This window comes from Caminicella sporogenes DSM 14501 (assembly GCF_900142285.1).
Taxonomy (GTDB): Bacteria; Bacillota; Clostridia; order Peptostreptococcales; family Caminicellaceae; genus Caminicella; species Caminicella sporogenes.
The window spans coordinates 38,051-58,974 of the sequence record NZ_FRAJ01000011.1 but is presented as its reverse complement, the minus strand read 5'-3'; the positions used below and the strand labels follow the sequence as shown (position 1 = coordinate 58,974).

19 protein-coding genes and 1 other annotated feature are annotated in these 20,924 nt (G+C 29.0%); of the genes, 2 read left to right on the top strand and 17 right to left on the bottom strand.

Annotation, left to right across the window (positions count from 1 at the left end; genetic code table 11):
- Positions 1-25: 25 nt before the first annotated feature.
- The 5 genes from BUA90_RS07450 to ftsE all read right to left on the bottom strand — a co-directional run bounded on the left by BUA90_RS07450 (position 26) and on the right by ftsE (position 5,787).
- Complete coding sequence (locus BUA90_RS07450) at positions 26-1,159, bottom strand: alanine:cation symporter family protein (RefSeq protein ID WP_465220308.1); 1,134 nt, start codon at positions 1,157-1,159, stop codon at positions 26-28.
- A gap of 584 nt (positions 1,160-1,743) precedes the next feature.
- Entirely contained in the window at positions 1,744-2,742 is a 999-nt protein-coding gene (locus tag BUA90_RS07445; protein ID WP_072967186.1) for an Rpn family recombination-promoting nuclease/putative transposase, read from the bottom strand.
- 322 nt (positions 2,743-3,064) lie between these two features.
- Positions 3,065-4,195 carry a murein hydrolase activator EnvC family protein gene (locus BUA90_RS07440; RefSeq protein ID WP_094756795.1) on the bottom strand — a complete coding sequence of 377 codons (1,131 nt, stop codon included), beginning with the start codon at positions 4,193-4,195 and terminating at the stop codon, positions 3,065-3,067.
- A gap of 16 nt (positions 4,196-4,211) precedes the next feature.
- Complete coding sequence (ftsX, locus tag BUA90_RS07435) at positions 4,212-5,111, bottom strand: permease-like cell division protein FtsX (protein WP_072967184.1); 900 nt, start codon at positions 5,109-5,111, stop codon at positions 4,212-4,214.
- Positions 5,101-5,787 carry a cell division ATP-binding protein FtsE gene (gene ftsE, locus BUA90_RS07430; protein WP_072967182.1) on the bottom strand — a complete coding sequence of 229 codons (687 nt, stop codon included), beginning with the start codon at positions 5,785-5,787 and terminating at the stop codon, positions 5,101-5,103. Before ftsE ends, ftsX begins: the two co-directional genes overlap by 11 nt.
- A gap of 263 nt (positions 5,788-6,050) precedes the next feature.
- Between ftsE and BUA90_RS07425 the strand changes: the two genes are divergently transcribed.
- On the top strand, positions 6,051-6,632 hold the full coding sequence (locus BUA90_RS07425; protein ID WP_072967180.1) for a 5-formyltetrahydrofolate cyclo-ligase: 582 nt from the start codon (positions 6,051-6,053) through the stop codon (positions 6,630-6,632).
- A gap of 15 nt (positions 6,633-6,647) precedes the next feature.
- Here the strand turns inward: BUA90_RS07425 and BUA90_RS07420 are convergent, their stop codons facing one another.
- On the bottom strand, positions 6,648-9,050 hold the full coding sequence (locus BUA90_RS07420; protein WP_072967177.1) for a Lon protease family protein: 2,403 nt from the start codon (positions 9,048-9,050) through the stop codon (positions 6,648-6,650).
- A gap of 227 nt (positions 9,051-9,277) precedes the next feature.
- On the opposite strand from BUA90_RS07420, the gene BUA90_RS12700 reads away from it, so the two are divergent.
- Positions 9,278-10,105, top strand: coding sequence for a methyl-accepting chemotaxis protein (locus tag BUA90_RS12700; protein WP_072967175.1), 828 nt, complete (start codon positions 9,278-9,280; stop codon positions 10,103-10,105).
- 25 nt (positions 10,106-10,130) lie between these two features.
- Here BUA90_RS12700 and phoU read toward each other — a convergent pair whose 3' ends face one another.
- From phoU to BUA90_RS07360, 11 genes are all read right to left on the bottom strand, one after another.
- A complete protein-coding gene (gene phoU, locus BUA90_RS07410; RefSeq protein WP_072967173.1) occupies positions 10,131-10,784 on the bottom strand; it encodes a phosphate signaling complex protein PhoU in 654 nt (217 codons plus the stop codon).
- Between the two features lie 26 nt (positions 10,785-10,810).
- On the bottom strand, positions 10,811-11,569 hold the full coding sequence (pstB, locus tag BUA90_RS07405; protein WP_072967171.1) for a phosphate ABC transporter ATP-binding protein PstB: 759 nt from the start codon (positions 11,567-11,569) through the stop codon (positions 10,811-10,813).
- Positions 11,570-11,591: 22 nt separating this feature from the next.
- Positions 11,592-12,425: a phosphate ABC transporter permease PstA gene (gene pstA / locus BUA90_RS07400; protein ID WP_072967169.1), complete on the bottom strand. Its 834-nt coding sequence runs from the start codon at positions 12,423-12,425 to the stop codon at positions 11,592-11,594.
- Entirely contained in the window at positions 12,418-13,341 is a 924-nt protein-coding gene (gene pstC / locus BUA90_RS07395; protein ID WP_094756793.1) for a phosphate ABC transporter permease subunit PstC, read from the bottom strand. The genes pstA and pstC overlap by 8 nt, the downstream gene beginning before the upstream one ends.
- Positions 13,342-13,490: 149 nt before the next feature.
- Positions 13,491-14,318, bottom strand: a complete 828-nt coding sequence (locus BUA90_RS07390; protein ID WP_072967159.1) for a phosphate ABC transporter substrate-binding protein — start codon at positions 14,316-14,318, stop codon at positions 13,491-13,493.
- Between the two features lie 291 nt (positions 14,319-14,609).
- Positions 14,610-15,524 carry a branched-chain amino acid transaminase gene (locus tag BUA90_RS07385; RefSeq protein ID WP_072967157.1) on the bottom strand — a complete coding sequence of 305 codons (915 nt, stop codon included), beginning with the start codon at positions 15,522-15,524 and terminating at the stop codon, positions 14,610-14,612.
- Positions 15,517-17,226 (bottom strand): biosynthetic-type acetolactate synthase large subunit, encoded by a 1,710-nt coding sequence (ilvB, locus tag BUA90_RS07380; RefSeq protein WP_242945062.1) that lies wholly within the window; start codon positions 17,224-17,226, stop codon positions 15,517-15,519. The genes BUA90_RS07385 and ilvB overlap by 8 nt, the downstream gene beginning before the upstream one ends.
- Positions 17,227-17,261: 35 nt before the next feature.
- Positions 17,262-18,254 (bottom strand): ketol-acid reductoisomerase, encoded by a 993-nt coding sequence (gene ilvC / locus BUA90_RS07375; RefSeq protein ID WP_072967155.1) that lies wholly within the window; start codon positions 18,252-18,254, stop codon positions 17,262-17,264.
- Positions 18,255-18,301: 47 nt separating this feature from the next.
- Complete coding sequence (locus tag BUA90_RS07370; protein WP_242945064.1) at positions 18,302-18,535, bottom strand: ACT domain-containing protein; 234 nt, start codon at positions 18,533-18,535, stop codon at positions 18,302-18,304.
- A 361-nt stretch (positions 18,536-18,896) separates the two neighbouring features.
- Positions 18,897-19,163: a binding site (T-box leader), on the bottom strand.
- A 115-nt stretch (positions 19,164-19,278) separates the two neighbouring features.
- Positions 19,279-20,271: a muramidase family protein gene (locus BUA90_RS07365; RefSeq protein ID WP_072967151.1), complete on the bottom strand. Its 993-nt coding sequence runs from the start codon at positions 20,269-20,271 to the stop codon at positions 19,279-19,281.
- A 106-nt stretch (positions 20,272-20,377) separates the two neighbouring features.
- Positions 20,378-20,848, bottom strand: a complete 471-nt coding sequence (locus BUA90_RS07360; RefSeq protein WP_072967149.1) for a protease complex subunit PrcB family protein — start codon at positions 20,846-20,848, stop codon at positions 20,378-20,380.
- Between the last annotated feature and the right edge of the window lie 76 nt (positions 20,849-20,924).

Below are 20,924 nucleotides of genomic sequence, written 5' to 3'. Positions count from 1 at the left end.
TTGATTTAAATTTACAATTTATTATTTAATATTTAACTTTAAACTTATTTATATTCTTAATGACAAAAATAAACATTGCCATTATATTTACAAAGCCTACTATAAACATTAACAAATCTACTGCATTAAATATTACATCAAAATTTGAAATACTAAGTATTCCCGATAAAGTTATTAAACTTATATAAAATATAATTTTTTTATTCTCACTCATATTCATAGTTGTATTAAGAAAATGAAATGAACCTAATACTGTTGTTAGCCCTGATAAGATAAAAAAAGTTATTATAATTCCCAATCCAAAATTACCAGTTACAGAAGCTGCACTAGCTAAATATCCTGCAATTCTCTCAAATCCATTTCCACTTAATCTCACATTAGCAAAATTATATCTTCCATATGTAAATACATACGATGTTATTACAACAGCTATAAATATAGTGATAATAGTTGATATAGTTTGTAATAAAGCTTCCCTTCTTGGAGAATTTTCTGCATTAGAACTTGCTAATGCACTAGTACCTAGAGCTGTTTCACTTATCTGAATAATTCTTTGAAATCCTATAATAAGACCTATCGGTATTCCAATAGAAACTGATTTAATATTTGTAAAATCATTCCAAATATAATGTATATACTTTGGAATAAATCCTCTTGTCAAAAATATAAACGATATAAAAAATACCATATAAAACAGAATTATTATAGATACCATAGAACCTAAAGTATTTATAAAAAGTTTATGATTTTTTGTTATAACTATAATAGACGCTATTATAATAAGAGGTATTATTATATAAAACAACAAACCACTTTGCGTAAATTCATAGTTAAAACTTTGTTTAAAAAATATTTTTATAACACTTTGAATTCCTGTTAACTGAAAACCAACAAAACCAAATGAATATAATATAACTAAACAAATAGTATATAAAAATCCTGCTCTTTTATTTATGTTATAATTAATAAAATCTCTAGGCGTTTTTCTTGTTATCTGAGAAAATAATACCTCTGAATACGTTAAAGGAACTAATGCAAACATTCCTATAAAAACCCATAAAACTATACTTTCTCCACCTACACCATTATCTGATGTCTTCCACATAGCTGTTAAAACTCCAATAATAGCACCTGTTCCAATCTTAGATGCCAAAGATATAGAAAGAGAAGTTTTAACCTTAGAAAATTCCCACTTAGTTTTGTCTTTATCACTTATGCTATTAATAAAACTCCATGTTCTATATGTTATAAATCCTCCTAATAATATAAGAAGCGGTAAAAAAATATTCCATAAATAATAATTAAGTAAATTGATTATTTGACTTGCTATTTTAATAATAAATTCACCACCTAGTCATCACATTTGTTAATTTTCTCTCAATCCAATTATAATATATCGTTTGCCTTTTTCATAATAAACAAACATCATGTACTATAAAATCTTTTTATACTCAAATTAATTTGAAAATACTCTATAAAATTTTAACAGCTATTTAAAATAAAAAATCAGACATCTAAATCCTAGCAATATTAATTTAAAATAAAATATCTAGGAGATGCCTGATTATTATTAATATACACAAATTCTTAACAAAATAAACATAATTATTAAATTTTTCTACACTATCTTACATTTTTGGTTCTTTTTTAATATTACATTTTTTAATATATTTTCTTCAAACATTTCATATCCATTTAGTATTTCTTTAAAGCTTCTTACTGCTGTCCATTTGTTAAAATTCTTTAATGCTTTTCTTTTTCAGCTTTTTCTTTTATCTTCATTACTTCTTCATAACTTATACCTGCTCCATCTGCAATTATCTTTAAATCTACTCCCATTTTTATTAGATTTTTTACTACTTCATATTTCCCTTCTTTTATTCCTTGTTTTATTCCTTCTCTTTTTCCTTCCATTATTCCCTGTTTTATTCCTTGTTTTATTCCCTGTTTTATTCCTTCTTTTTTCCCTTCTTCTTTTGCTTTTTCTTTTGCACGCTGCAGCATTATTTCTTGATATTTCTTTGCTGATATTTGGTCCAGCAAAGCTTTTTCTCTTGCTAAATACATCTGTCTTGCCCTTTCATCTGCACTTAACTTTTCCAACATCTTTCCAGCCATATCAATCACCTCATCTTTCTTTCTTATTTTTTCTATCCTTCCCTCTTTTCCTTCTTCACCAGCATTCTTTATAAATGTCAACCATTTTTCCAGTTCGTCCATTTCTTCTATGTCTTTCATATCATCAAACTTCTTAAGCTCAATATAATGTATCTCTAAATCTTCTAACAACTCATATTTCTCTTCTATTTCCATTATTCTAAATTTACTATGATACTTCTCCGTTTCATATAATAGATTGAAATTTAATATATTTATTACTATACACTTCTTTAATGTTTCATAGGCTTTAGATTCATTTATCGTTTCGCTATATAATTTACTCCAGTAATATAGACTTCTTTTTCTATAGTTATCATTGTTATTTATCTGCATCTCTATATCTATTATTTCTTCTTTTTCTGTTTTTACTTTTATATCCATTATTGATAGTTTGTCATTTTCATATTCTTTATTATTATATGGATTTAAATAGATTATTTCTTTAATTTTCTCCTTTTCTCTTAATCCTAATATTGAATTCAAAAGATGTATTAATATTATTTTGCTTTCCTCATTTTCTGACCCAAATAATGCTTTAAATGCAAAGTCTACTATGGGTCTCATAAGTTTTTGTTTCTTCATTTTTATTCTCCTCAATCTTGTTAATTCCTTTTTTCATTTTTTCACACTTCTTCCTATATTTATTATACCATAGAAAAAATCCTTCTTAACATAAAAAAACACCACTTTTGTCGAAGATTTTTATCTAAAAATTTTTATAATACTAAAAAACTTTTAATTCAGTTTTCTTTTTATTTTTTTATAAATTTTGCAGGTAGCACTTATGTAGTCAACAACATGAATAGAAAAGGTTATATCACAAAAAAATCGTTTCTTTGTAAATGAAAACAGCCAGATAACTGCTTATCTTCTAGCTGTTATCTGGCTTGTTTTATATGAAAAACTATGGTCTGACATATTTAAGCGGATCTACAAATTTACCATTTTCACGAACTTCAAAATGCAAATGAGGTCCTGTTGACATTCCTGTACTACCACATTTAGATATAACTTGTCCTCTACTCACATTTTGTCCTTCCTTAACTAATATTCGAGAATTATGTGCATAAAGCGTAACAATTCCTCCACCGTGGTCAATCATCACAACTTTACCATATCCTCCAAGCCAACCTGCATGTATAACTTTACCGCTTTGTGCCGCTACAATATTTTTGCCCAAAGGTATACCTATATCGATACCTGTATGAAGCTTCTTAGTCTTTAATATCGGATGTATCCTATATCCAAATGGAGAAGTTATTCTATGGTATCCCGGTGCAGGCCAAGTCATTTTTCCACCTACATATTTAGCAGATGATTGTTTTCTTCTTATTTCTTCTTCTATTCTCCTAGCTAACTTTACAAGTTCATCTTCTTCAGCTTCAAGAGCTGCATAGTCTTTCATAAGTTTTTTCTTTACTCTTTCCATTTCTCCTCTTGAAACTCTCAACTTTTCTTTTTTATTTTTCATTTGATTTAAAAGACTTATAAGCTCAGATTTATGAACTTCAAGCGATTTTTTCTTTGCCTCAATCAAATCTCTCTGCTGTTTCAAATACTTTAAAAGCTCTATATCCTTTTTGAATATCTTCTTTATCATATCCAATCTTGACATCAAATCAGCAAAATTTTCACTGTCAAGCAAAACTTCCAAATATCCTACATTTCCATTCTCATACATTACTCTTAATCTTGAGTCTAATATATCTTTTTTATCACTTATATCTTTCTCTGCTCTTGTTAAATCATTTTTAGCTGTTTCTATTTCTTTTTTTGTTTTACTGACATTATTTTCAATACTCTGCAATTCTCTTTCAAGTTTTTGAATTTCGTTTTCTAATCTCCTTATTTCTTCTCTTACCGTTTCCTGTTTCTTTTTATTTTCTTTTTTATCACTTTGTATTTTCTTTATCTTATTAGTAACTTCATTTAATTTCTTTTTATCATTATTTACACCTACTGCAAAGCTCTCAATAATCATAAATAAAACCATTATCAAAGATATAATCAATGTAATTATTTTATTTTTCCGCACATATATCCCTCCTCCCTTATACTCTCAAATATTTCCTCATAGACATTAAACTTCCCAAAGCACCTATTCCCGCACCTAATACTATAAATAAAACTATTATGTCATTTAATATGACATCTATTGGAAGAATATAAGCTGTAAATATATCATATAAATTATTTATTACTAAGTTATATATATATTTATATGTCCCATAAATTATCAATACACTAAGAAAAGCCCCTATTAAACCCACTAAAGTACCTTCAATAAAAAACGGCCATCTAATAAACCAATTTGTAGCTCCAACATATTTCATTATATTTATTTCTCTTTTTCTTGCTGCAACAGCTAACTTAATCGTATTTCCTATTATAAAAACCGATATTATTATCAATACTGCTATTACAGCTAATCCTATTAACTTTATAAGACTAGTTACTCCTATAAGTTTATCTATAATATCTTTATAAAAATTTACTTTTTCAACTCCACTTATACTTTTAAGCTGGTTTACTATTTTTTCACTATCTTCTATATTTTCTAAATATACCGTATAAGAATTTGGCAGAGGATTTCTATTTTCAAATCCTTCTAAAAGATACCCATGTTCGCCCCAACTTTCTTTCATCTTTTTTAAAGCATCTTCTTTGGATTCAAATTCAACGCTTTTTATTCCGCTTATCTGCTTAATTTCTTTTCCTATTTTTACAATTCTATCTTCTGATATATCATCACTTAAATAAATCTTGATAGCATCAAACTGATCTTTTGCCCATTCTGTAAAATTATTAATATTTAATACAAGCACAAAAATTATACCTAAAATTATTAATGTCGCTGACACAGAACCTATGGATACTAAGCTCATCATCCTATTTCTCCATATATTCTTAAATCCTTCTTTAAACATATATCCAAAAGTTTTAATCTTCATAACCGTAGCCTCCCTTTTTGTCATCTCTTACAACTTGTCCTTTTTCTAATGCTATAACTCTCTGCTGCATCATATCAACTATATCCTTAGCATGAGTTGCCATAACTACGGTTGTTCCCCTTCTATTTACCATTCTAAGCAATTTCATTATTTCCCAAGATGTTTCAGGGTCAAGATTTCCAGTTGGCTCATCTGCAATCAAGATTGGCGGATTATTAACTATCGCCCTTGCAATAGATACTCTCTGCTGTTCTCCACCTGAAAGCTGATTTGGATACATTTTTGCTTTATTGCTGAGTCCTACCATACTAAGTACCATTGGCACCTGTTTGCGTATTTCCTTTCCAGCTGCTTCAATTATTTCCATTGCAAAAGCTACATTTTCATATACCGTCTTATTTGGAAGTAATCTAAAATCCTGAAAAACTACTCCTACTTTTCTTCTCAAATAAGGTACTTTTCTTCTATGAATATGTGTAATATCTTCATTATCTATTATTATCCTGCCTTGAGTAGGTTTTACTTCTTTTAACAACATTTTTATAATTGTGGATTTACCAGCACCACTTGGTCCTACTAAAAATACAAATTCACCTTTTTCAATTTTTAAATTTATATTAGAAAGTGCCATTACACCATTCTTATATCGTTTTGAAATATTAATCAGTTCAATCATCACATCAACTCCTAACTTTATTTTAAGTTCGACATATAATCTATCTTTCCTTCAAAATTTTTTTGACAAATGATAGGAATTTTAGACTATTTTCCCTACTTATATATTATAATTATTTATATAGACGATATAAAGGAAATATAAATAATGTAATTTTTTTGTAAAGATTATAAGTCTATCTATAATTGAATAAAATTCAATATAGAATAATGTAAAAATATAAGTAAAATTTTAAAATAATAAAATCATAAAGGTGTGATAGCATGGAAAAAAAAGAAATGAGAAAGATTTTTCTTAAAAAGAGAAATGCTCTTACTACTGATGATGTAAATATGAAAAGCAAACAAATATTTTATAATTTATCCAGCTTACCAGAATATAAAAATGCAAATAACGTCATGGTTTATTTGGACTTCAGAAAAGAAGTAAAAACAAAATATATAATTGAAGATTTGTTTCTAAATAAAAAAAATGTAATCGTTCCCATTTCAAAAGTAAAAACTAAAGAATTGTTATTATCTAAGATTAATTCTTTTGATGACTTAACTATTTCTACTTATGGAATTTTAGAACCTAAAAGTGAAAAAATAGATATTGTATCTCCTGAAATAATAGATATAATATTAGTTCCCGGAGTAGTTTTTGATAAAAAAGGGTATCGTATAGGCTATGGTGCTGGATATTATGACAAATTTCTTTCAAATCTCAGTCATAATTTTACAGCCATAGGACTTTCATATGAACTTCAATTAATTGATAAAATACCAAAAGATAAACATGATTATCAATTAGATTTCATTATCACTGAAGAAAAAATAATCAAAACTAAAAAAGATAGGGATTGAGGCCCTATCTCATTGTTACTTCTCTTCATTTTTTTCTCTACTCTTTTCATATAATTCTTCAAGTCTTTTATTAACAAGATAATGAATTGTACCTATTGGATATTCGCCTTTTTCATTGATTTTTCCAGCCGGTACTCCAGTCAATATTTCAATCCCTTCATCTATAGTTTTTACTGCATATATGTGGAATTTACCTTCTTTTACAGCTTCTATCACTTCATCAGTTAACATTAAATTTTTGACATTTTGATGTGGAATCATAACTCCCTGTTTTCCTGTTAAACCTTTAATTTTACAAACTTTATAAAATCCTTCAATTTTTTCATTTACTCCTCCAATAGGTTGAATTTCACCTCTTTGATTGACTGAACCAGTAACTGCTATATACTGCTTAATTGGTACTCCTGACAAACTTGACAGTATTGCATAAAGCTCAGTACTTGAGGCACTATCTCCATCAACTCCTGAATATAGCTGTTCAAATACTATACTAGCAGATAGTGCTAAAGGTCTTTCTTGTGCATATTTATATCCCAAATAACCGCTTATTATCATTACACCTTTATCATGTATTTTACCACTAGTCTTGACTTCTCTTTCAATATTTATTATACCTGCTTTTCCTCTATATGTTGAAACAGTTATTTTGCTTGGTTTTCCAAAACTATATTCTCCAGTCCCTACTACTGCAAGACCATTTATTTCTCCAACTTTCTCCCCATCCACATCTATCAAATAATCTCCTTCTCTAAACATTTCTAAAACTTTTTCTTCAAATTTATTATTTCTAAACTTCTTTTCTTCAATTGCCTTTTCAATATGACATACCTTTATAATATCACTTCCATCTACTTCTGCCCAACTGTCTGCTTCATATAAAATCTCAACAATCTGATTAAAACGTGAACTAAGTTTCTTTTGATTAGATGCAAGTCTTGAACTGTACTCTACTACTTTGCCTACTGCATCTGCACTAAAATGTCTTAAATTTTCCTGCTTGCAATGTGTAGCTATAAACCTTGCCATTTTAAATGTATTATCTTCATTTCTATCCATTTCTATATCAAAATCAGCCATTACTTTAAACAACTTTTTAAATTCTTCATCATAATTATATAAAATATGATAAGTATACGGGTCACCTATCAAAATAACTTTTAAATTAAGCGGAATGGGCTGTGGTTTAAGGGTCGTAGTTACTACATATCCTAGTTGTTTCCCAAGTCCTTCAATATTCACTTCTTCAGTTGTTAACGCCCTTTTAAGTCCCTGCCATGCAAAAGGATTTGTAAGTAAATCCTTAGCTTGCAAAACTAAATATCCGCCATTGGCTTCATGAAGTGCACCGGGTTTTATTTGAGTAAAATCTGTTTTCATTACACCCATTTCATTTCTATATTCTATACTTCCAATTAAATTGTAATAAGTTGGATTAGTTTCAAAAACAACTGGAGCACATTTTCTATTGCTATTATCTATAAATAAGTTTACCTTATATCTTTCAAAAAATGAAACTTTAGAACGCATTTGAAATATTGCAAATGGATTATCTGTTGACTCATCTAAATCTTTTTTAAATTTATCAATATTTTCAACTATATCTTCTTTAAGCATTTCAAAATATTTGCATGTCTTGTCATTGCAATCAAATTTAGACTTTAATTTGTTTATATGAAATTCCACTACTTTACGGGAAGTTTCAACATCTAATTCTTTAAGTTTTTTTCTCAATTTTTCGTCTAAAACTCTAAGTTTATTAAAAATATCAACTGTTTCTAAACTCATTTCATTTGTTCTTTTTTTCAAATCTTCAAATTCTTCTGGTGACAAATTTCTATATTCAGTTTCACTCATAGGTTTACCATTTTTTAGTGGAATACTTACTAATCCTTTTTCCGTCTGTGTAAATTTAAAATCATATTTCTTACCCACTTCATTTAATTCATCTATTATCTGCTGTGTAAAAAGCTGATATTGCTGAAATATTGCATTTTTCATATTTTCATAATCTTTGCTTATAAATGCATTTTCTATCTCTTTTTTTAAAATTTTTATTGTATCTTCCATATCTTTTACAAACTCTTTACCCATTCCAGCTTTTAGATTAAGAGCTATTGGACTGTGTGGATTTTTAAAATTATATACATATACCCAATCATCTGGTATTTTCTTTTTAGAAGCCATTTTTTCAGTTATTAGCTTAACATAACTATTTCTTCCTGTTCCACTTTGACCTGAAACAAATATATTGTATCCTTTCTTTTTAACAGCTAATCCAAATTTTAACGCCTTTGATGCTCTATCCTGTCCTATAATTCCCTGAAGAGGTACAAGCTCAGCTGTACTGTCAAATTTAAAGCATTTCGTATTACATCTATTTTTTAATTTTTCTACACTAATTTTATATTTATCAATCACTTTCCCACTCCCCTTTACTAGATTTATTATAAAACTATATACCCTTTCTTTTTTAGATTAATCCAAATTATTTGAATTTTTATAGTAATATATGTATAATATTCTCAACATATTATTTTTTAATTAAAAATTATTATATCCCATATCAATACTAATCATTTATCATCAATTTAAATTATAAATACCACTACTTTCAGTTAAAATCAATTTTTAGGAGGGATTTTTTTATGGATAATGGATTGAATTTAATAGATTCTTTTATTAATATAGGAGATTTCTTAAAAGATTTATTAGATGACGATATTATGGTTGCTATATCTGATACTGAAAAAATATTAAAATACTATCCCGGAAGAAAACTTGATGTAAAAGAAAAGGAAGGAACTAGATTAAAACCGGGTGATGTAATGTATGAATGTATTAATAAAAATGAAAGAATATCAAAATATGTTCCAAAAGAAATTTTCGGCATACCTTTTAAAGCCATATCTGTCCCCATTAGAAATGAAAATGGCAGCTGTATAGGCTGTATTAGTATAGGAAAGAGTTTAGAAAAAGAAAAAAAATTAAGTGATTTATCTGAAAGTGTTGCAGCTGCACTACAGGAAATAGCAGCAAATGTTGATGAAATGTCAATTGGTGCAAATAAAATAGCTACATCTTCTCATGAAATCTCTATACAAAGTGAAAATACAAAAAATAAAGTTAAAGAAACTGATAAAATTTTACAATACATAAAAAATATTTCAGATCAGACAAATATGCTAGGTTTAAATGCTTCTATAGAAGCTGCTAGAGCTGGAGAACATGGTCGAGGTTTTTCAGTTGTAGCCGAAGAAATAAGAAAACTTTCAGACCAAACTAAAAACGCCATTGTAGACATAAAAAATATTCTTGAAAATATTCAAAATTCAGTCGAACAAATGTCAGCAGCAGTTAGTAGTACAGATAATTTTACAAAAATTCAAGCTAAAACTACAGAAAAGATTGTAGCTTCTATACAAGAGCTAAATTCTACAACTCAAATTCTAGCAGAAATCGCAAAAGAATTTTAAAGACCTCCTATTATAGAGGTCTTTTTTAATTTATGCTAACCCTATCTCCTTGTGATATATAAATAATTCTTTCACATATATTAGTTATATGGTCTGCCATTCTCTCAAGATACCTACCGACAAATAAAAGTTTTGTTCCCTGACTTATAAATTTGCTATCTTCATGTATCATCATCAATATTTCAGTATATATATCTTTATATAAATTATCTATAATTTCGTCATCTTCTCCTACTCTATATGCAAGTTTATAGTTTTCATTTATAAAACTTTCTTTAGTATTAGCAAACATTTCTAATATTATATCTCTCATTTTTGGAATATCTATCAATGGTTTAATATGTTCTTCATGACCTATTTTAATAGTTTCTTTACATATATTTACACAAAAATCTCCTACTCTTTCAATGTCTGTAATGATTTTAGAAATAGAAAATATTATCCTCAAATCTTTTGCCATAGGCTGCTGAAGTGCTATTAATTCTATAGTCTTTTCTTCTATATCATTCATTAATTTATCTATTTCATCATCTTTTTTTATTACTTCTCTAGCCAATTTTATATCTCTATTGACAAGTGAATCTACTGAGTCTTGTATTAACTTACTAACTTTTTCCATCATATTAACTACTTCTTCTTTAAGACTTTTCAAAGACGACTCAAAACCTTCTCTTACCATAACATATTCCCCCTTATCACATGATTTTAACCAAATCTACCTGTTATATAATCTTCTGTTTTCTTATCTTTAGGATTTGTAAATATAGTACTTGTTTCTCCAAATTCTATTAATTCTCCCATTAGAAAAAACGCAGTCTTATCTGATATTCTTGCTGCCTGCTGCATTGAGTGAGTTACTATAACTATTGTATAATTCTTTTTTAATTCTTCAATTAAACTTTCAATCCGCGATGTAGCTATCGGGTCTAATGCTGATGTTGGTTCATCCATAAGAAGTACTTCAGGTTCTACTGCTAAAGCCCTTGCTATACAGAGTCTCTGCTGCTGTCCTCCTGAAAGACCTAAAGCATTTGTCTTTAATCTATCTTTAACTTCATCCCATAGTGCTGCTCCTCTTAAACTCTTTTCAACTATTTCATCTAAAATAGATTTTTTTCTTATACCATGAGTTCTTGGTCCATAGGCTATATTATCATAAATACTCATTGGAAATGGATTAGGCTTTTGAAATACCATTCCCACTCTCTTCCTTAATTTTATAACATCTATATTTTTGTAAATATCTTGCCCATCAAGTTTTACTTCCCCATTTATTTTTACTCCTTCTACTAAATCGTTCATTCTATTTAGAGTCCTTAAAAATGTAGACTTCCCACAGCCTGAAGGTCCAATTAATGCTGTTACTTCTTTTTCGTATAAATCTATATTTATACTATATAATGCTTGAAAATCTCCATAAAACAGGTCTAAATTTTTTACTGATATTTTAATATTTCTGCTCACTCTGCACACCTTCCCTTGATAATTATCTTGCCTTTTTAAATTTTAAAGCTATCCTATTGGCACTAAAATTTATAATTATTATAATTATGATTAAAATGGTAGCCGTAGCATAAGCCTTTTTAAATGATATTCCTTCTTTAGCTAATAAATACAAATGAACGGATAAAGTTCTGCCGGATTCCATTATACTTCCCGGAATTCTCGGTGTCATACCTGCAGTTAAATATACTGCTGCAGTTTCGCCTACTACCCTACCTATACTTAAAATAACAGCTGTAATTATTCCAGAAATTGCACTAGGCAGTACAACCTTTATTATTGTTCTCAATTTAGATGTGCCTAAAGCTAAACTACCTTCTCTGTATGAATTTGGAACAGATTTAAATGCTTCTTCTGTAGTCCTTATTATCGTTGGCAGTACCATTATGCTAAGCGTAACAGCTCCAGACAATAAAGACCATCCAAGTTTAAGTGTTTCAACGAAAAAAATCATACCAAATAAACCAAATATTATAGAAGGAATTCCTGCTAAACTTTCTGTAGCAAATCTAATAAATCGAACTAATTTGCCTTGTTTTGCATACTCAACAAGATATATCGCAGCACAAACTCCTATTGGAGTAGATATTAATATTGACAGAAGTACTATATATATCGTACTAACTATCATTGGAAGTATTCCGCCCTTTTCACCAGATGGCATTGTAGTTAAAAATTTTAAATCTATTTCTCCTATACCATTTATGACGATATACCCTATTATCCAAAATAAAATACCAACTGTGAATATAGCTGAAAACCATATACCAGCTTTCAATGTATTGTCAATTAATTTCCTCTTATTCAATTTACTCACCAACCTTGTGTGTAAATATATTTAAAACAATGTTAAAAAACATTATGAAAATAAAAAGTATAACTCCCGTTGCAAAAAGTGCTTCTTGATGCAGTCCAAAAGCATATCCCATTTCAATTGCAATATTTGCAGTCATTGTTCGAACTCTATCTAATATGGAGTGAGGAATTAAAGGTGTATTTCCTGCAACCAATATTACTGCCATAGTTTCTCCTATTGCTCTTCCTACGCCTAAAACTACTGCTGCTAAAATACCAGAACGTGCTGCCGGTATTATTACTTTAAAAATCGTCTGTATATGAGATGCTCCCATAGCTAGAGAACCTTCTTTATACTCTTTAGGCACTGCTCTAATAGAAGTTTCTGAAATACTTACAATAGTAGGAAGTATCATTATAGTAAGTATGAATATAACAGCTAATAAACTGTTACCTCCACCTCCAAATAACTTATCTATAATTGGTACAATGACAATTAGTCCAAAAAAACCGTATACAACAGATGGAATACCTGCAAGAAGTTCTACTGCCGGTCTTACAATTTTAGCAATCCATTCTGGTGCTATTTCAGCAAGAAATATTGCTGTAAACAGTCCAACAGGTACTCCAAGTATCACTGCCCCGAAGGTAGCATAAATTGAAGCAAGTATCATTGGAAGTATTCCATATATATCTAACATAGGTTTCCACTTTGTACCTAATAAAAAATCTTTTATACCTATCTTAAATATAGCTGGTCCACCTTTTATAAATATAAAAATTGAAATCATAAAAACTGCTATTATAGCTGCTAAAGCACAAATGAGAAAAAAAGTTTCTATAATCCTCTCAAAATACTTCCTTTTTTTATTTTCTTTTAAATCTATAAATTCTTTTTTTCTAATTAATGTCTTATTAATACTTTCAGCACTTTTCAACTACTTCACCTCCATAATCAAACTGAAAATTCAATACTGCAAATTTTGCGATAATTGTTTAAATTTTTAAAACACTCTAACTATTTTTTGTCAAACAGCAGATAACTCCACTAAATTAGTGGAGTTTTCCACAGAAAATTATATTAATACTACTTTACTGTTATTAATTTTTCTCCAACTATTTTCTGTCCTTCATCACTCAATATGAAGTCTAAATAAGCTTTTGCTGCCGGTTTAATTTCACCCTTAGTTACCATTAAAAATGGTCTTGAAATCTTATAATTTCCAGCTTTTATATTTTCAACTGTTGGCTCTGCTCCATCAACTTTTAATGCCTTTACAGAATCATCTAAATATGCAAATGATAAATAACCTATTGCATATTCTTTGCTAGCTACATTTGCCTTTACAGCACCATTTCCCTCTGCTACTAAAGCGTCTTCTCTGACAGCATTTTCTATCCCTACTATTTCTTCAAAAGCTCCCCTTGTACCTGAACCTGCTTCACGACTTACAACTAGTATTTCTTTATCTGGTCCGCCAACTTCTTTCCAATTTTTAATCTCACCTTTAAAAATCTTCGCTATCTGTTCTTTAGTAAGTTCCTTTACTGGATTATTTGGATTAACAACTACTGCTATTCCGTCATATGCTATAACATGCTGTGTTAATCCCCACTCTTTTTCCTTCTCTTTTAAATTACGTGATGCCATTCCTATATCTGCACTACCATTACTAGCAGCTTTTATACCAGCTGAAGAACCTATACCTTGTACATCTATCTTTACTTCTGGATGTATAGACATGAATTTATCTGCTAAATTTTGAGCTACCGGAGTAACTGATGTAGAACCAACAACTGCAATAGTCCCTTTTAATACATCATTATTTTCAACAGAAACTTTTTTTTGAGAACAACCTGTAAATAATGAAACAGTTAAAATTCCAATTAATATTATAGAAAATATCTTTTTCATATATCTTTTCCCCTTTCAAGTTTTTATTTTTTCTCACATAAATAAAATATCATTAATCAGTTTATATTTTGTTATAACAATGTTAATCAAATGTTAATTCTACGTTAACTCAAAAAATATCTTCAACACTTTTTCAGATTTTTAGTTCCAAGCTCTCAACTTTAAGCTTTTAAAGTCAATCCTTCAAGCTTTTAAAAGATTTTATATAACTCTCAATTCTAAATTTTAAACTCATAAAAAAAACTGCTAGATATGCATATCTAGCAGTCTATTTTGTTTATTTTTCATTATTTAATACACAGGTGTACAGAAATGTGCATATTTAGGATTTTTTCCTGTTGTTATATTGAAGAAAATTTCTTTTATTTTTTTACAAACTTCACCCGGTTTTCCATCTCCAACTTTTCTGTTATCAATTTCAACTATTGGTGTAACTTCCATCGCAGTTCCACTGAAAAATGCTTCTTCAGCAGAATAAAGTTCTGTTCTAGTTATACTTCTTTGTACTACTTCCATTCCCAATTCTTCTCTTGCCAGAGTCATTACTGTATCTCTAGTTATACCTTCAAGAATATTATCTGAAGGAGGTGGAGTAATCAGTTTTCCATTTTTATATATAAATATATTTTCACCCGGTCCTTCACAGACATAACCACTATCAGTGAGTAAAATTGCTTCATCATAACCATTTTGCAGTGCTTCAAGCGAAGCCAAAGCAGAGTTTAAATATCCCCCAGTTGGCTTTGTTCTCGCTGGAATCATATTATCAGAAATTCTACGCCAAGAAGATATACAAACTCTAAATGCATCTTTTCCAGCAAAATTACCCATTGGATGACAGTATATCAAAATGCGATTATCATCATCATAAAGTGTAGGAAATAAATGGTCTGAACCCTTAAAAGCAACTGGTCTAATATATACTGTAGTTTTAAACTCATTTTTTCTAAGAAGTTTTAAAGTCCAATCACAAAGTTCTTCTACTGTATAAGGAATATTGATATTTAATGCTTTGCATGACTGCAGTAATCTTTCATAGTGTTCTCTTAATCTAAATGCATACAATTGATTTGTTTCTTCATCCCAATAAGCTCTTATACCTTCAAAACATCCAAGTCCATAGTTAAAAGCTTTACACCTTATGCTTATTTTTACTTCTTCTTCCTTTACAATTTTTCCTTGATAAAAAACGTATGAATTACTCATTTTTTTCTCCTCCCTTTATTATTAAATTATCTATAGGTTTGCCCGGTGGAACAATTGGATATACACATTCATCTTTATTAATTAAACATTCTACAACTGCAGGTCTATCTGCTTCTAAAATTTTTTCAAAGACCTCTCTTAATTCATCTAATGTTTTTACTCTATACCCTTCTATTCCATAGGCTTTAGCTAATTTAACGTAGTCTACTTCTCCTCCTAGACACGTTTCAGAATACCTTTCATTATTAAACAGTTTTTGCCACTGTCTAACCATACCTAAACAGCTATTATTAAAAAGTATTGTTATTATTGAAAGTCCATATCTGCTCACCGTAGCTAGTTCGTTACAATTCATTCTAAAACTTCCATCACCTGTAATATGCACTACCCTTTTATTTGGGTTTCCAACCTTAGCTCCTATTGCTGCACCAAGTCCATAACCCATAGTACCTAATCCACCAGATGATAAAAATGTTCTAGGCTTTAAAAATTTCCAGTACTGTGCAGTCCACATTTGATGCTGTCCTACATCTGTAGTTACTATCACATCTTCTCCTAAAATTTTATTTGCAAATTTCAATATATTTTTAGGACAAAATTCTCTTTTTTCTTCTGTTTCTTCTATTTTCCAACTGTATATTTTATTTATCCATTCTTTTCTATTTTTCTTTTCTAAGTACTTTTCTAAATCTTTTAATATTCTTTTAACATCTCCTATAAGTGAAAAATTAACTTCTTTATTTTTTCCTATTTCAGTTTTATCTATATCTATATGTATAATCTTTGCCTTTGGAGCAAATTTTTTAGCATTCCCAATTACTCTATCGCTAAATCTAGCTCCAACTGCAATAATTAAATCAGAATTCGTCACTGCTAAATTAGCCTCTTTAAAACCATGCATACCTACTAATCCTAAAGATAATTTTTCATTTCTTGGAAAATTACCTAATCCCATTAATGTATTAACAATTGGAATATCAGTTTTTTTAGCAAATTTGTATAATTCATTTGATGCTTCAGATGTAATTACTCCTCCACCTGCATATATAACTGGCTGTAATGATTTATTGATTAAATATGCTGCTTCTTTTAAAATCACTTCGTCTTTTACATGAGATTTGTTTTCATTACTACAATTAATATTTACTTTTCCTTTAAAATACGTCTTTTCTAAAAATATGTCTTTTGGTATATCAATGAGTACAGGTCCCGGTCTGCCACTTTTCGCAATATAAAAAGCTTCTTTAATAATATCTTCCAAATCTTCAACATCTTCTACAAGATAGTTATGTTTAGTTACAGGTACAGATATTCCCGTTATATCTACTTCTTGAAATGAATCTCTTCCTAATAGACTCCTTGGTACTTGACCGGTAATAACAACTAAAGGAACTGAATCCATAAAAGCCGTAGCTATCCCTGTGATAGTATTTGTAGCACCCGGTCCCGATGTAGCAAAACATACTCCTACTTTTCCCGTTGACCGAGCATATCCATCTGCTCCATGTACTGCTCCTTGTTCATGAGATGTTAATATATGAGTAAAATAATCTTTGTAATCATATAATGCATCATAAAGGGGTATAACTGCTCCTCCGGGATACCCAAATATTGTATCTATTCCTTCATTTATTAAAGATTTGAGCACTATTTCTGCTCCAGTAAATTTAACTATCTGACTATTTTTTGCTTCTAATCCCACATTTCATCATAAACAGCTCCTTTGTTTTCTACTCACTACTTTTCAATCCACGACATCATACTTCTCAAATTTTTTCCAACTTCAACAATTGGATGACTAAGTTCTCTTTTCTTTACAGAATTGAAAACTGGTCTATTGAGTTTATTTTCTAACAGCCACTCTTTTGCAAATTCTCCACTTTGTATTTCTTTTAATACTTTTTTCATTTCTTTTCTAGTATCTTCATTAATAATTCTCTTGCCTACCATATAATCTCCATATTCAGCTGTATCACTTATACTGTATCTCATCTTTTCAAAACCACCTTCATATAGAAGGTCTACAATGAGCTTCATCTCATGTAAACATTCAAAATAAGCTATTTCCTTTTGATAACCTGCATTAACCAGCGTATCAAATCCAGCTTTAATAAGTTCTGTTACTCCACCACATAATACACACTGTTCTCCAAATAAATCTGTTTCGGTTTCTTCTTTAAATGTCGTCTCTAAAACTCCTGCTCTAGTTGCTCCAATTCCCTTAGCATATGCAAGAGCCATTTCTCTTGCTTTACCTGTATAACTTTGATGTACTGCAAATAATGCTGGAACTCCCTTACCATCTTTATAAACTCTCCTTACCAAATGTCCGGGTCCCTTTGGTGCAACCATAAATACATCTACATATTCAGGCGGAACTATCTGATTGTAGTGTATATTAAATCCATGTGCAAAAACTAACGCATCACCTTCATCTAAATACGGCATAATGTATTCAGTATACACGCTTTGTTGAAGTTCATCTGGTATTAAAAGAACTATTACATTGCTTTCTTTTGCTGCTTCGGCAACCTCTACAACTTTCAATCCATCACTTTCTGCTTTTTTCCAAGATTTACTTCCACTATATAATCCAACTACTACATCAACACCACTTTCTAATAAATTTAAAGCATGTGCATGACCTTGACTTCCATATCCTATTACAGCAACTTTTTTATTTAAAAGATAATTTAAATCTGCTTCCTTATCATAATACATTTTTGCCATTATAAATCCCCCTTAAATTCATGAAATTAATAATTTAAATTTCTAATTTACATAACTTCTAATTCCTTAACTTCATATACATCTACTAATTTTTCTAACTGACTTATAGCTCTGTTTATATCTATGTTAAAACAATCCTGCAGAGTAATTGTCAAATCTGCAAAATTTGAATTTTCTATTTGCTCCATTTTTACACTTGTAACGTTAAATCTCTTTCTCTTTAATACTCCAACAACTCTCGTCAAAACTTCTAATCCCGCATCAACCCGAGCATATAACATTTTATTCAAATTCTTCCCTCCTAAAAACTCTCAATTTAAAATACGAATAAATAATAAGAATTACTTCCATATAAAAAATATTTTTCGAAATATTCTAACTTTTTAATTTAAAGAAGGATATTAATTACCTAATATCTAATAGTATATTTATGCTTTTTATTTTTTCTTTTAGGCTAAAGGTTTTATAAATTCCTTTAGCTTTTTTTCTGTTTTATCTAAATTATTCTATATTTGACTATATTTATCCCTCCTCTCATAAAACATATTTATAATTTTTTGTTTCAAGTTATTAATTATGTTTTACTAATACATTTTTTAATTATATATAAAAACTCTCGCCTCTAAGACACAACTATATCGTCTTAGGGGCGAGAGTTATTTCCCGCGGTACCACCCTAATTCCCAATTGCCTAACAAACATAAGACAATCAGCTCTTTATCAGGTCGAAGGATTTACCTTGAACCCTAGCTATATAACGGTAGCACCCGGCCTCATCTACTCAAAATAATCTTTCGAATTAGCAGCTCTGGAGTGATCATTGCATATCCCCTTTAACACCAACTCTCAGCAAATGTTGGCTCTCTGTAGTTAAAGAATAGATATCTTTCTCTCCGTCATTGCTTTTTTTATTTATTTAATGGAGATTATACTATTTTTATTATTACAGGTCAATATATTTTTGTGAGTTTTCTAATAATTTTTAAATATTAAATTTTTTTAATATTAATTAAAAATTAAATTATTATAATCCTGCAGCTATTTTAATATTTTTTTGATGGTCATAATCTACTTTACCGTCTTTATGTCTTGTACTATTTGCAAAATGAATATCCATATGTCCAATAAAATTATTATCGGTAATATATTGAATACTATGCGGCATAGAAGCTGCTGAAGCTGCTATTTTTCTACCATCTACAAGTATTAAAACAGGTCTTGTTATCCAGCTGTAGCTTCCACCCCATACTTTTTTTATTATTTCTGAATCATATTTTGTTAGTGGTTCACAATCTGCATGATTAGCTCCTATAGTTCTTTTCATAGTCCATTCTTTTCCTGTATAAAAATCTCTTACTTTAAAAATTTTTCCAATTGGTACTACATATTGAGCTTCTGTCCACCAGTCTAAATATTCACCATATTGTTGTCCCGGAGTTTGTTTAACTGGTATATGATGTACAGGAATTTTTAAAACATCTCCTACATATACAGTAGAGTTTTCATTCATATTATTTTCTTTTAAAAGTTCATAATAAGATATTCCAAATTTTATTGCTATTTTCCAAAGGTCATCATTTTTTTGAACTGTATAGTATGTATAAGTTATATAAGGCTTCTTTTCTATATTATTATCATTTGGAACTATAACTACATCTCCAATATTTAGCTGACTGTATTTATCTGCTCCATTTATTTTCAAAAGCAAATTAAAATCAACATTAAAATACTTACTTATTTTCCAGTAAGTATCTCCCCACTTTACTTTATACAACCTTTTTTGTGAAGAATTATAAGGAAGTAAAATCGTATCACCTACATCAAGATAAGGTTTTTGATATGAAGAGTTTATATCTAATAATTCTTGATAGTTTAAATTATATTTTTGGCTTATTTTCCAATAGGTGTCTCCAGACTTTATTTTATAAGAAACTGTTTCTGCCGATGATAAAATACTGCTTTGCGATAATATAGTAAATCCTATCAATCCACCTACAATTATTTTCTTTAAATTCATCTACAAACCTCCTATTAATTTTACTTCTCAATATATATTCGACAAAAATCGTCAAATTCTTTTATGTAATTTATGCCAAAAAAAATGCAGCTTAAAAAGCTGCTTTTTAATCTTCATATTCGGTTTTCAATTCTATTCTATATGGCAATTCAGTTAAATTAGTTTTTGCTACTACATAAGGATATGTAATCCCTTGAGTTACAGCATCACCTTGTTTTGGGTCTGTAAATTTAGCATGAACCACTAATCTAAATTTTCCATCTTCCTTAATTTTTTCTATTTTCTCAATATCAACTGTATATCCTCCTGTAGGCTTTTCTCCTCTAGTTACAACTACATAAACCTCATCATCAACTTTACATGCTAATGCCCTTTCCAATGTTTGATATCTAGGTAAAATATCTTTTAATTTTTTTGGTATCTGCTGATTTTCAATGATTTCAAACTTTACATTTTCTTTTCCATCTGTAAAATGCTTCACTGCCATTGTTCCACTTATAATAACGAGTATAATTACAATAGAAATCATAATCGATTTCTTGTTTAAAAAATTTTTAATTGACTTTTTATTTTCCATAGTGTCCCCCCTATAATTTAAAGTATTTCATTAATAAATAGTATTCAAAAGGGGACATAAATATTCTAAAAAAAGG

What these genes read in the sequence shown, in the direction of transcription:
- BUA90_RS07360 (WP_072967149.1), bottom strand. Translation starts at nt 20,848, where the DNA reads ATGGAAAATAAAAAGTCAATTAAAAATTTTTTAAACAAGAAATCGATT.
- ftsE (WP_072967182.1), bottom strand. Translation starts at nt 5,787, where the DNA reads ATGATTGAACTGATTAATATTTCAAAACGATATAAGAATGGTGTAATG.
- BUA90_RS07390 (WP_072967159.1), bottom strand. Translation starts at nt 14,318, where the DNA reads ATGAAAAAGATATTTTCTATAATATTAATTGGAATTTTAACTGTTTCA.
- BUA90_RS07445 (WP_072967186.1), bottom strand. Translation starts at nt 2,742, where the DNA reads ATGAAGAAACAAAAACTTATGAGACCCATAGTAGACTTTGCATTTAAA.
- BUA90_RS07365 (WP_072967151.1), bottom strand. Translation starts at nt 20,271, where the DNA reads ATGAATTTAAAGAAAATAATTGTAGGTGGATTGATAGGATTTACTATA.
- BUA90_RS07370 (WP_242945064.1), bottom strand. Translation starts at nt 18,535, where the DNA reads ATGTTATATGCTCGGGTTGATGCGGGATTAGAAGTTTTGACGAGAGTT.
- BUA90_RS12700 (WP_072967175.1), top strand. Translation starts at nt 9,278, where the DNA reads ATGGATAATGGATTGAATTTAATAGATTCTTTTATTAATATAGGAGAT.
- BUA90_RS07385 (WP_072967157.1), bottom strand. Translation starts at nt 15,524, where the DNA reads ATGAGTAATTCATACGTTTTTTATCAAGGAAAAATTGTAAAGGAAGAA.
- BUA90_RS07425 (WP_072967180.1), top strand. Translation starts at nt 6,051, where the DNA reads ATGGAAAAAAAAGAAATGAGAAAGATTTTTCTTAAAAAGAGAAATGCT.
- ftsX (WP_072967184.1), bottom strand. Translation starts at nt 5,111, where the DNA reads ATGAAGATTAAAACTTTTGGATATATGTTTAAAGAAGGATTTAAGAAT.
- ilvC (WP_072967155.1), bottom strand. Translation starts at nt 18,254, where the DNA reads ATGGCAAAAATGTATTATGATAAGGAAGCAGATTTAAATTATCTTTTA.
- phoU (WP_072967173.1), bottom strand. Translation starts at nt 10,784, where the DNA reads ATGGTAAGAGAAGGTTTTGAGTCGTCTTTGAAAAGTCTTAAAGAAGAA.